11 protein-coding genes are annotated in these 12,109 nt (G+C 41.4%); 1 reads left to right on the forward strand and 10 read right to left on the reverse strand.

Going from position 1 to position 12,109, the window contains the following annotated elements:
- The 10 genes from GSO_RS09715 to GSO_RS09760 form a co-directional block, all read right to left on the reverse strand.
- Positions 1–631 (reverse strand): sugar transferase (locus GSO_RS09715; protein ID WP_010491591.1); only part of this gene is annotated, 631 nt, incomplete at its 3' end.
- Positions 632–891: 260 nt separating this feature from the next.
- Entirely contained in the window at positions 892–1,680 is a 789-nt protein-coding gene (locus GSO_RS09720) for a DUF4422 domain-containing protein (RefSeq protein ID WP_010491593.1), read from the reverse strand.
- Between the two features lie 100 nt (positions 1,681–1,780).
- Positions 1,781–2,878, reverse strand: coding sequence for a glycosyltransferase (locus GSO_RS15890; protein ID WP_081483711.1), 1,098 nt, complete (start codon positions 2,876–2,878; stop codon positions 1,781–1,783).
- The gene (locus tag GSO_RS15895) at positions 2,853–4,025 is read right to left on the reverse strand and encodes a glycosyltransferase (RefSeq protein WP_010491597.1); all 1,173 of its coding nucleotides are present in this window, start codon (positions 4,023–4,025) and stop codon (positions 2,853–2,855) included. The genes GSO_RS15890 and GSO_RS15895 overlap by 26 nt, the downstream gene beginning before the upstream one ends.
- 35 nt (positions 4,026–4,060) lie before the next feature.
- The gene (locus GSO_RS09735; protein WP_010491599.1) at positions 4,061–5,128 is read right to left on the reverse strand and encodes a glycosyltransferase; all 1,068 of its coding nucleotides are present in this window, start codon (positions 5,126–5,128) and stop codon (positions 4,061–4,063) included.
- 42 nt (positions 5,129–5,170) lie between these two features.
- A complete protein-coding gene (locus GSO_RS09740; protein WP_010491602.1) occupies positions 5,171–6,535 on the reverse strand; it encodes an O-antigen polymerase in 1,365 nt (454 codons plus the stop codon).
- An 87-nt stretch (positions 6,536–6,622) separates the two neighbouring features.
- Positions 6,623–8,062, reverse strand: a complete 1,440-nt coding sequence (locus GSO_RS09745) for a flippase (RefSeq protein WP_010491604.1) — start codon at positions 8,060–8,062, stop codon at positions 6,623–6,625.
- Positions 8,063–8,101: 39 nt separating this feature from the next.
- Complete coding sequence (gene glf / locus GSO_RS09750) at positions 8,102–9,220, reverse strand: UDP-galactopyranose mutase (protein ID WP_010491606.1); 1,119 nt, start codon at positions 9,218–9,220, stop codon at positions 8,102–8,104.
- Between the two features lie 86 nt (positions 9,221–9,306).
- Positions 9,307–10,053, reverse strand: coding sequence for a CpsD/CapB family tyrosine-protein kinase (locus GSO_RS09755; protein WP_010491608.1), 747 nt, complete (start codon positions 10,051–10,053; stop codon positions 9,307–9,309).
- 15 nt (positions 10,054–10,068) lie between these two features.
- Positions 10,069–10,983 carry a YveK family protein gene (locus tag GSO_RS09760; RefSeq protein WP_010491610.1) on the reverse strand — a complete coding sequence of 305 codons (915 nt, stop codon included), beginning with the start codon at positions 10,981–10,983 and terminating at the stop codon, positions 10,069–10,071.
- Positions 10,984–11,330: 347 nt separating this feature from the next.
- Between GSO_RS09760 and GSO_RS09765 the strand changes: the two genes are divergently transcribed.
- On the forward strand, positions 11,331–12,050 hold the full coding sequence (locus GSO_RS09765) for an SGNH/GDSL hydrolase family protein (protein ID WP_010491612.1): 720 nt from the start codon (positions 11,331–11,333) through the stop codon (positions 12,048–12,050).
- The last annotated feature ends 59 nt before the right edge of the window (positions 12,051–12,109 follow it).

Genomic DNA, 12,109 nt, shown 5'->3' on the forward strand with positions numbered 1-12,109 from the left:
TTTTGAACAAGATCTTAATATCTTGAAAAAAACAGGCGTGTTCAATGTAGCGCAAATCTAACGCCACCATCTCTTCAAAGCTAAGATCACTTCGACCAGAAACCTGCCATAGACCGGTAATACCAGGGATGACCATTAACCGTTGCCGATCATAGCTTGTATAATTGGCAACTTCACGAGGTAGCGGTGGGCGAGGCCCAACCAAACTCATATCGCCACGCAATACGTTGTAGAATTGCGGTAATTCATCGAGACTGTATTTGCGTAAAACGCGACCAACTCGAGTAATTCGCGGATCGCTTTTTATTTTAAACATAGCACCGTCAACATCATTTTTTGAAAGCAATTTGTCAACCATCTTATCAGCGTTGGCGACCATGGATCGAAACTTCCACATTTGGAATTCCCGACCATCTTTTCCAAGACGAGTTTGTGAATAAAACACTTTGCCTCGCGGATCATCAAGCTTAATCAATAGTGCAATAACCAAAAAAACACCGCTAAGTAGCACAAGTGAAAGCGAACTCACAATAACGTCAAAGCATCTTTTCTCACGTAAATAAGTAAGTGTTAAGCTTCCAAGATCAACCTTTTCAAATTGAATTTGGTTGCGGTCACTTGTCGTTTCCAATAGCTACCCCTCCAAATGTGTACATTAACACAAACAAATAGTTTCCCCCGAAACTTGTTCAGAAACATGTTATAACATTATAACTCTTAGAGCAAGTTATATTGATTTAAAATTCCAGCTAATGTTCTTCTGCATGTCACCATTATACATGAAAGTAAAAGTGATATGAGCAAATTATTAACCTTGTGACAATTCTGACAAAAACTCTGACTGAATTGTCAATAATTGGCTCACTTGCTAAACGCGTTAACTGATTTGGTTCAAATGTGCGTGTCCAAATTAACATGTGTCCCTGTTAATTTGTTTAAAACAAGATTGCGTGCTTTTTTGACAATATGCTCATTCTCCATGAACATCACTGGGCATTCCACATACGTTTTCTTATTAGCCAAAAGCCAGGTATCCATTAGTAATTCGGCGAGAAAGCCCATCACGCGACTTTCATTGCCTTGGAGTTTAGAAAAATCAATTTTGGCTTCAACTGCAAATAAGATGGAAAATAGCCAATAAGAATATGCCATAAATTCTTCTCGGCGCATGATAAACATATTAAACATGTGTGCTTTTTTCGAATGCATGACTTTGGAAAAGCTTTCGCGATATTCAGCCGGCTGCTGTTCAATAACCTCATACAGAGCGTCAATACCGATGGCGCTATGGCTATGCCGATAATGAGACTCAATTGTTTCAATGTAATAATTTCGCGGTTTGGGGACGATAATGCTTGATTGCTTTAGTAACTCTTCAATCTGAGGTTTATGTAAGATCGATGAAAAGTCTTTTTTCTGTCCAAAAGAACGCTTAGAGAAATATCGACGATAGTGAACCAACCCAATTGCGTCTGCCGTGAGATTTTGAGTTGCCCAATATATCGCGGTTACTTCGTTATAATGCGGATTCTTATCCGATATATTGATGCCTTGGTCATCACGTTGATACCCATTCGGAATTTCTGAATGAAGACTGCTACCTACGAATATCGGCATATAAGCAGGATCTGAAGGCATACGGTAGGGTTTGTGAGTTGCAACAAGGACACTGATATGCATTTTTTAACGCTCCTTAAACTGATTGAAAGGGTTCCTGCAAATTTGACAATCGAAAAATACCGATCACAGTCGACAACCTCGCCGTCAACTGATCTTGAACCTAATTTGAAAAATCTACAAGGAATTTTTCAAGACGCTTAAAATATAATTCGGGATAAAATTTGGAAATGGTTTTTGGCAATTTATGATGGTCAAAAAGCCGCTCCCCATTAGCAACAGCGATCAGTCTGTCTGTCAATGTTGACACATCACCCGGCGGATAAAGGTAACCATTGTCATCATTCACAATATCGTCAGGTCCGGTTGGACAATCCGAACTAATGACCGGTATTCCCCGTGCAATCGCTTCACCTAGAACCAATACAAATCCCTCGTATTTTGAGGTTAGAAGCAAACAGTCAGCACTGGTTAATCGGTCGAATGGCCGCTTGACCCAACCATGAAAAGTGATCTTATCCGCAATGCCTTTTTGCGCGACCAATTTCTTAAGTTCTGTCATATCAGGTCCATCGCCAAATACATCCAGCGTCCATCGGGTGGTACTTTTATTGAGAGCACTCAGACCAGCGATGAGTTCCCCCAAATTTTTTTGGCCGTCGATGAAGATTCGCCCGATATAAACGAACTTAAAGGGGAAATCCGTAGTTGGAGGCACGACAGTAGTCGATGGTGCAATAGGATTGTAAACAAGCCCAATATTTGAATCCTTGATACCAATCTCATGCATCTGTCGTTGAATCCCAGAACTGATGGCTAAATGATAATCCGCTTTCTTAAGATCATTTAAGTTTATATCCTGACCATGGCGTAAGGAAAAATGAATCCATGAAACTATTTTAAACTTTTTGTGGAATACTTTTTTTAAGAAAGAAACCTCATAAATCAATTTTGTGCTTAAACAAATCACTTCATCCGCCGAAGTGAAAAGTATTGCGAAGGCAAGCCAAATTGCACCAAACGCATTCCGAACGAATCGCACATTTCTGAAAGCTTGCGCTAGTTTAAAAACCTTAATGCACTTGGAAGATGGATACCAGTGATCACGCATTGAGCCTTGAGGAAGAAGAAATGTCATCCTAAAATCTGGCGAATCTTCGAAATGTGATACCCATTCGTTAACGACGGTTTCAGTGCCACCCTCTCCGGATAAGAAAGGCAGGATGACAAGCATTCTAGTTTTTCTCTTGTTGTGCATCATTACGACCCCCTTGCTGGATCAACAGTCTTTTAAATACTTGTTGGAGAGTGGCGGCAGATGACACTATTGAATAGCCTGCCTCATCAATCAATTTTATGTTTCTCTGACTAATTGCCTTACGTTCCACAGGCAATTTATGTAAATATGAAATCACATTGGCAATCCATATTTCAGGTTCACTTAACGTCAAGCCTATGATGCTATTGGTTAACATAACGTCAGTAGGAATCTGATCAGACGAAATAACTTGAAGCCCAGCGGCCTGTGCTTCAAGAGGAACAAAGCCGAACCCCTCAAAAAGCGATGGAAAAAGTAAGATATCAAACGCCGCATACCATTCATTTGTAACGTTAGTATGCTTTATAAATGAAACAGCTGACTCAAGATTTTTTGCATGAACTTCCTGTTCAAGTTGCCCTTGAAGTTCCCCACTGCCAATAATAACAAGATGACTGTTTGGATGCCCTGTGTGGAGTTCCTCAAATATTTTTAGAGAGAAAAAAGGATTCTTACGTTCTGTTAGAACACCAACCATTCCAACAAGCCAAGTACTGTTCTCAACTTTGAGCGATTCTCGCAAGCTTAAACGCGCTTTCTCAGAAAAAGAAAATTTAGAGAGGTCAATACCATTTTTTAAAACAAGCGCATGCGTATCGCTGCCAAACATCCAGCTTAAGCTTTCAGTCGAAACGCCAAGTTTTAAGTCGCTAATCTTAGAAAAGATCCGCCTACCGTAGCCATTCACCATATCTAATGCAATCCTCAAAGCTCTGGATTTAATCGGCTTACTGTAGTCAGTGTTGTGTGACTGCAAAACGATTTTTGCTTTTGTAAATCGATGCGCGAAAACAACTGGTAGAAAATTCCAAGACGAAGAGAAATTAAAGTGAATAATATCGTACGAGTTTCGGTGCTTTTTGCAAAAACACGCCCAATCTATCCAGTGTTTAATCGGATTTTTGCCTACACGCGTCACGTAATGCATGGGCCATCCTAAGGCATCTGTCTCTTTTTCAAAGTCACGCTTTCCGGAATAACTAAGGCATTCCACGTCAACCCCGCTCTTCGAAAGTTGTCTGTATGTATTCATCATATAAACAGTCATGCCGCTACCGTATTGAAAATCTCCCACCAGCAAAACCTTCACTTAAAGATTCCTCCTTATCCGTTGGCCCAACTGATTCATTTGCCAGGATTGACCGTGTCTTCAAGAACGCTTAAGAATCTGGCACCTTTCCTCAACTGAAGCCCAAAAGTACGGGCATTCCCGGCAAACTCGGCATATTGTTTATCAGTCAGATGCTTTATAATCAACTCAGCCTCAGATAATGAATCAACTGTTATACCAAGGTGATGCTGATCAATGAAGTTCGCAATGGCAGCCTGTTTCCAAACAACAACAGGAATCCCGCTAGCTAAAAACATAGATGCTTTAAACGGACTGTTGTAACGTAAATAGTTACCCATGACTCCGGATATGTCATTTGCGGAAATTCCGTCCCAAACCAAACCAAAGCCTCCAGTAAACTGGCTAACTAGTTCGTCGGAAGGAAAAGAGCCTCGGTAATCAAGGCTGCTAGGTAAGTCAAAAGTAGCAGGTCGTTTCCCATAGATTTCATAGTGGAAATCTGACTGGTGTAGTTTGCTTAAAAAACCTGCCTTATTCAAATTTCCGGCAAATATCATGGTTGGCTGATTCTGAAAAACAGGCATTTTTAGAGAATTAGATAAGTATTCGTACATGCCAAAAACCACTATGTTAGCTGAAACTTTTTTTGTATTCATAATGAACTCGCGCATAGCTTCTGTTGGTACCAAAATATCAGATGCGAGTTTAAGTATTCTCAGCTCGTTTTTCAGCGAAAGTGTCGCGTTGTTTGTATGCCCCATACCTCTAAGTCCTGCGTCTGAATCAATACGCAGGGAGTTAATATCATGGATAATAAACACGAGCCTACAGCGTTTAAAGAATCGGAGGTAATAGATAACCTGTAGAAAGGCAGGATAGGAAATATACAAAGGGTATTGAACGAAAATCGTATCGCCTGCACTAACATCTCTAAAATAAGTTCGCAACTGCTTGTAAGAGATCAACTTTCTACTAAAAATATTAGGCAATGAATCGATTGACCCCATGTCATTGGATCCTAATTTAGCTAGGGTTTTAATCGCATCACCAATTGGCTTACTGACGGCAGTTGCCTGACCATCGACAGTATTGTTAATTGACTGAATATTGAAGCAACTCATAAGTACCCCCTTCTGCGCTTCCGTATACACACTAAAACTTCACTAATCTCGTGTTCTCGATTGGCGGATCCCTGTCTCAAAAATAAAGAAATTTAAAAAGACCCAGAAAATCATGACTAAGATAAAGGAACGAGCAAATATTTGTTCGAAAAACTTATTAGAAAAGAAGGATAATACAAGCGCACTAACAATATTTGAATAAATTAAAATACTGTAAGGCACATGATTTGGATTCCTGGTTGCAAGTACTCGCTCAAAAAACACTTGGCTTATTCCGGCCATAACGGGAACTAAGGTAAATACACCCCAAATTCCAAAGTCATAAAGATATGCGTAATAAGTCGTATAAACATTCCCGAGGTAAACACCGTTCACACTCTGAAAAGGCAAATTCAAGCCTTCAGCCGGTAAGGTAAAATTAAAAAGCTTCGCAAACCAGGGAAGAATGTTCACGAAAGTCTGGCTTCCCCAAACCGAACCAAAAACAGGGATGGTTGTATTGCGCAAAAAGCTGTCGAGATTTTTTATTTCTGCACCAATATAAACAGACAAATAGTCAAGGCTGTTGGATCCTGCATCACTTTCCCGACCTAAAAGCTTGGCAATTTCGGGAAACGCCAGTAAAACAACGACACCCACTGCCACAACACCTAATATAAATTTCTTATTATTAGGCCTTGACCAATTTTTCTGGGACCTCGATAAAAAATAAAAGTAACAGAATATAGCTATCAGGAAAATGATCATCTCTGTCCGGTCACCCATTAGCAACGTTGTCACGATAGCTAATAAGACGATAATCAAATTCGATATAGACCATTTATGAAAATAAACTCTTTCTCGAGCCAAGAGATACCCAAAAAAGAAGCCACAACTTATCGAAAAGTTCCTGATAATGCTGACTGTTCGCGGCAACGTATTACCGTTAACCGTAAAAATCGTCTGAACTCGCACGTAATAGATGGCATCTCGTAAAGACATACCAGTCCCTATTTTCTTTATTGAATAGATCGTGTACATGATACCAACAAATATGACAAAAATGACAAAAGCCATTTTCCAGGGGGCAACTGTCAGCGGCTCGATTTTATCTTCCTTTGTGTCTGCCTGCGCGTCGCTCGATGAATAATCTAAATTTACCTCATTTGCCATTTGTCTGGATCGCAAGGAACCAAAAAAGATATGGATAGCCCATGCAACAAAAACGAACTCAAGCCCACCACCAACTAAAACCAAAACGGTTAAAGATGACGGCTCTAAGAACCATTTGCCCGCATAAGCTAATGCCCACAAGCCGCTAAATGCAAATGCGCCTGAGTACAAGACGGCAGGAGACATTAATTCTCGATTATTCAAAAAATACGCTAAAATTAAAATCAGAACTAAAGTAAAGGCTAATGGGAGCATTCTTTCTCCTTACATTTTCTGCACTTAATCTTTTAACCATGTCCGAGTTGGACAGGAAACTTTTCCTTGAAGTAAAGCAATTACCAATTAGTGTAGCTTTTTTAAAGATGCCAGCATCTTCAGTAGTACAACCGGACGGAACATGAACAACGCTACCGTATAAACCAAAGCCCCATAGATGATCGCGCCAAACAAAGCCATAAGACTGGACAACGACAGCACACTGATGAAGATCCGAACGCTTACACCCATAATGAGAGCAGCCACCATATATTTCCAGACTTCGCGGAAAATAACATAAAGTCTGATCTGGTTTTTTACCCTTGAAAGTTGATAAACAGTCACGAGCAATTCTGAGAGAACCGTCGCTATCATGGCGCCGTTGCTTCCCAAAACTAAAATGAGCGGGACATTTAGTATTATATTCGAAATTGAACCCAAAACAACGGAGGTCGTGAATGGCTTAAGTTGATTTGTCGGGAGCAAATACTGAACCCCGGTTGCATTACTAATCCCTATAAGAATAATAACAATTGACTCAATGACCAACAAATCGGAAACAGGGTCGAATCCTCTCCCAAAGAAAATCCGCGTAAACACAGGCGCTATGCCAGCCAATCCGGTTGCTAAAGGGAAAGCGATAACTAAAATAAAGTGCATTGACTTATTTAATGATTCTTCGACTTCATCATGTTTTCCCTGCGCAAAGCTGTGCGCGGTGTGGGGTAAAAGAACTGTCCCGGTCGCCGTCACAATTGCTAGAATAATCTTTACGATTTTATCCGAGTTGTCATAAAACCCCGAAGCCTGTACGCCTATTAGTGCGCCCAGCATAGTCTTGTTGAGTTGTAAATAAACCTGAGTCGCGATTTGGGGTATAAACATTTCGAGGGTTGGCCGCAAGTGGTTTGCCAACTTTAAATCTGATAGATGTGGCAACCTGACATACCGTTTCAAATACGGAAGTAAGGTCATATTCCCTAACACTTGTGAACCAGTCAGAATCAAAATATACAGCCCAAGGTCATTCTTTGTTTTGATCAATGCGAAGATCAATATCAGAGAAATTATCTTAACCAGTGTATTTCTTAGTACAGTGATCCTGAATTCCTCAAGCCCTTGAAAAAACCAGGAAACATCAATTGCGGTTGCAACCAGCAAGAGGCCTTGAATCAAATAAAAAGTCTGATACTCCCCTGCTACTATAATGAACCCAACGTAGCATAGTGTGGCAATGCCCGTTGTACCTATACGAAGCAACGTCAACTCCCAAAATAAACTTGAAAGCCTTTTGGGGTGATCACGTTGATAGGCCACTTCGCGATTACCGTACATCGTCAGCCCAAGTGTTCCAAACAGAACAAAGTACTGAACAATTGAATTGGTGAAAGCATTAATTCCGATTCCGGTTGGCCCAAGAACACGTGAAACATATGGGATCGTGACGATCGGCAACAAGAGGATAAAAACCTGGTACCCCATGTTCCACAGGAGATTCTTGACAACTTTCGTGACGATCCACCTCATTTCTACGTATTATCAACAAAGAGTCAGCTCATCGGCAGCCTACTTTTTGTTAAAAAAGTCGCCTTGTAGAAATTGTAAAGCTGCTGCAACAACCTGATCCATATTGTAATAGCGATAGAGGCCTAATCGTCCGCCGAAAGCAACTTGTGGCGTTTCCTTAGCAGCCAGTTCGCGGTAGCTCGTAAATAAATGGTTATTCTCCGTATTATTGACCGGATAATATGGTTCGTCACCTTTTGACCAATTGGCCGGATATTCATGTGTAATCACCGTCTTGCCAGAATTGCCTTTACCAAACTCAAAATGTTTGTGTTCGATAATTCGTGTAAACGGTGTGTCGGCATCTGTATAATTGACAACGGCATTTCCCTGAAAATTATCCATGTTCAAAACTTCGGTTTCGAATCGTAAACTGCGGTATTCCAAAGTTCCCAACCGATAATCAAAAAACTGATCGATCATACCAGTATAAATAACCTTATCGTATCGGTTTAAGTATTCCTGTTTGTGATCCAAAAAGTCAGTATTGAGCTCAACATGAATATTAGGCTGATCCAACATTTTCTCAACAATCTGTGTGTAACCGCCCTCTGGAATGCCTTGATACCGATCATTGAAGTAGTTGTTATCATACGTAAACCTCACCGGCAAGCGGCGGATAATGAATGAAGGGAGGTCTTTTGGATCCCTCCCCCACTGTTTAGCGGTATAGTCCTTGATTAACTTCCGATAAATATCAATACCCACAAGCGAAATTGCCTGCTCTTCAAGGTTTTCCGGCTTTTTTCCGGCCATCACTGCTCTTTGTTCGGTAATTTTGGCCTCTGCCTCAGCGGGGGTGATGACGCCCCACATCTTATTAAAAGTATTCATGTTAAAAGGTAGATTGTAAATTTCACCTTTATAGTTGGCAATGACTTCGTTTGTGTATCGATTGAAGGTTGCAAACTGGTTGATGTATTCCCAAACTGCTTGATTACTTGTGTGAAAAATGTGGGCACCATATTTATGAACTTGAATGCCTTCGATATTTTCGGTATAGATGTTACCGGCTACATGTGCTCTTTTTTCAAGAACATCAACCGTATCACCTTTTAGTGCGCGTTCTCGAGCTACTGTAGCCCCGAATAGGCCAGCACCAACGATCAATAACTTCATAGTTAATCCCCCAAATTAAGTCAATGCGTATTCATCTAAATGTCGAGGTTACTTATACTACTAGTAAATCACGAGCTACAAACAATTTACGCATTACTTTGATAACCGTAGCCATAGCCATAACCGTAGCCTTTATCACCATGTCGTGACTTCACACGTTCGACTGAGCCAAGAATTTTAGCTTTTGCCAATTTTAAAACCTCAACAGTTCGCCGCAAATCACTTTTTTGTGTCTGACCGATTTTAGTTACAATGACAACCCCATCTGTCTTCGGAACTAAAACCTGTACATCTGACACTGCTAAAACAGGCGGAGCATCAAGGACAACGATATCAAAGTTTTCACGAGTCCAATCTAATAAATCTGACATCCGTTTGGAATTTAATAATTCAGATGGGTTAGGCGGAATGGGTCCTGAAGGAATAATACTTAGGTTGTCAACGAATGTTTCCTCCACGACCTCACTTGGCTTTGACTTCCCAGTCAGCACAGTTGTAACGCCGTCAAGATTAAGTTTTCTAAAAGTTGCGTGAACAGTAGGCCGGCGAAGATCTGCATCGATAAGCAAAACCTTCTTTCCTGCCTGTGCCCATGTAACCGCAACGTTTGCTGAAACTGTTGACTTGCCTTCAAACATCGTAGAAGACGTGAACATCACAACCTGACACTTGTCTAAAGCAGCACCTGCAAATTCAATGTTCGTACGAACGGTTCGATACTGTTCAGATACAACATGTTTAGGTTCAGCATACGTCACTAACATAACCCCGTTTTTTTGGGATTCCTGGTCTTCTTGTTTCCGTTTAAAACCAAACTTAAATAGCCAGTTCATCATTTTCTTCCTCTCTTAAACTCGACGACGACTTCGTTGGGGAAGGTCCGGCTCTGCAAAACTGTCTACGTCATCGTCATATTTTGCTTTTGTTGCCTGAATAACCTCATCAATATCTTTCATTCGCTGGACATAGTTCACAGCACCTAAATCTACCAAGCCAAGCGAATCTGTGATGAAATCAATGTCCTTAACGGTTTGATCGGTTAACTCTCGAAGTAGTCCCCAAAGGAAGGCGCCCAGAACGCCGACAACCAGACCAACAAGGGCAATTAATTTTAACCGCGGTGAAACAGGCGTCGGGTTAGCTGTCGCCTTTGATACAACCGACACATTGGAAATGCTCATGATTTTCGCAATTTTCTGTTCAAAAACTTTGGCGACCTCATTTGCAATATCACGCGCGCGAACCGGATCGGTGTCCTTAACATTAACCGTAAAAACTTGTGAATTTTGTTGTGTCGATACCGAAACCATTTGGGCTAGATCATCTGCCGTTAAGTTTGAATACCTTGCAGGCTCCAGTTTGTACTGGGCCGGTTTTGCTTTTTCGACAACATACCGTTCTCGAATTCCGGTCGTGGCATTATAGCGCGTACCATAAACTGCCTTTTCCGCTTTCTTGGTCATCACCTTTTGCGGACTTGTCAGGTCACTGGCAACTGCCTGTAAAACAACTGGTCGCGTAATAATGTCCTTATATGTATTGATAAGTTGCACATCTGCTTGTTGTGCATTCAATTGCATGTTCGGATCATTATCCTGTTTCCGATTAACTAACAGTGAGGTATCTGACTCGTACTTTGGTGCAATAAAGGTCTTGGCACCAAAATAAGCCGCTGCCATTCTGACAATGCCAAGAATAATCATTGCCAGAAAGCTGCGTTTGAAGATTTGCCACAACTGTGAAAGGTCGATCTGTTTGTTCATGAACTCTTTCCCCACCTAATCCCAAAAATTGAAAACGAATTTTAAATTGCGAATATGCGATATAGTTCGCAACGAAGACCAAATTTAAAAAACCACTCCAAAGCATAATACCTTAGCAAGTGGCATCAAGTCCACCCATTCATGATTTAGCTAAATCGGCTTGTAACAAATCGAGCTTAATCATGGGCAAAATAGAAGCTATTAAGCCATTATAGTTACCGCTGATAACGATTCCATTACAATCTCTTTACATTTTTTGGAGAAGTTGCGGGAATGACCTAAATTTGTAATCATTTCATTTTAACTTTTAGTTTAAAATGAAGTCAACGCGTTTGGGGGATCTCTAAATGAAAAAGAGTAGTTTGCGATTTCGCGATGTTTTGATTTGCACTGTTTTAGGTTTGCTAATCGCTGGCGTTGGTGGCTTCTTTTATTTCCGCCATTACCAGTCCGAGCAGGCAATTGCGGTGAACCAACAAACACGGCAGAAGATCCAGAAAGATGCCAAGACCAGCGTCAAAAAGGAAAAAGTACTGAACCAATACCGCCTTTATGGGCTGACGGATAATGAGATCACAGCGGCTAAAGATTTACCGGTGACAGCCATTGGCGACTCGGTCATGCTGGGCAGCTCGGCCTATCTCAAGGTGTTGTTCCCGAAGATGTCGATTGACGCCGAAGTTGGCCGCCAAGTGCAGGCAGCGCCCGCGATTATCAGTCAGCTTAAGTCGGAAGGCAAGTTGGACGATACTGTCGTGATTAGCCTTGGTACGAATGGCCCGATGACGGAATCGGACATTAATGGCATTTTGGATCAGCTAGGCAGCAATCGCCAAGTGTTTTGGGTGACGGCGTATGCGCCGGGTAAAGCGTGGATCGATCCGGTGAATAAGCTGATTCATTCCGCTGCTAAGACCCACAGCAATCTGCATGTGATTGACTGGTATTACCTGGCTGGCGGCAATGATGACTGGTTTGCCGACGACGGGGTTCACCCTAACGATGCCGGGCGGGTGCATTATTACACGTTGATTGCCAAGGATGTCATGCAGACGCTTAAGAAGTAGCGTGCCACCTGTTCTTGTCTGCAAACCCGCTTCAAATAAGCCTCAATTTTAAAAATAAC

This window comes from Lacticaseibacillus zeae DSM 20178 = KCTC 3804 (assembly GCF_000260435.1).
GTDB classification, from domain to species: Bacteria; Bacillota; Bacilli; order Lactobacillales; family Lactobacillaceae; genus Lacticaseibacillus; species Lacticaseibacillus zeae.

Bases quoted from the DNA above. Each gene is read 5' to 3' on its own strand.
- GSO_RS09720 (WP_010491593.1), bottom strand. From the start codon at position 1,680: ATGCATATCAGTGTCCTTGTTGCAACTCACAAACCCTACCGTATGCCT.
- GSO_RS15890 (WP_081483711.1), bottom strand. From the start codon at position 2,878: ATGATGCACAACAAGAGAAAAACTAGAATGCTTGTCATCCTGCCTTTC.
- GSO_RS09735 (WP_010491599.1), bottom strand. From the start codon at position 5,128: ATGAGTTGCTTCAATATTCAGTCAATTAACAATACTGTCGATGGTCAG.
- GSO_RS09740 (WP_010491602.1), bottom strand. From the start codon at position 6,535: ATGCTCCCATTAGCCTTTACTTTAGTTCTGATTTTAATTTTAGCGTAT.
- GSO_RS09745 (WP_010491604.1), bottom strand. From the start codon at position 8,062: ATGAGGTGGATCGTCACGAAAGTTGTCAAGAATCTCCTGTGGAACATG.
- glf (WP_010491606.1), bottom strand. From the start codon at position 9,220: ATGAAGTTATTGATCGTTGGTGCTGGCCTATTCGGGGCTACAGTAGCT.
- GSO_RS09755 (WP_010491608.1), bottom strand. From the start codon at position 10,053: ATGAACTGGCTATTTAAGTTTGGTTTTAAACGGAAACAAGAAGACCAG.
- GSO_RS09760 (WP_010491610.1), bottom strand. From the start codon at position 10,983: ATGAACAAACAGATCGACCTTTCACAGTTGTGGCAAATCTTCAAACGC.
- GSO_RS09765 (WP_010491612.1), top strand. From the start codon at position 11,331: ATGAAAAAGAGTAGTTTGCGATTTCGCGATGTTTTGATTTGCACTGTT.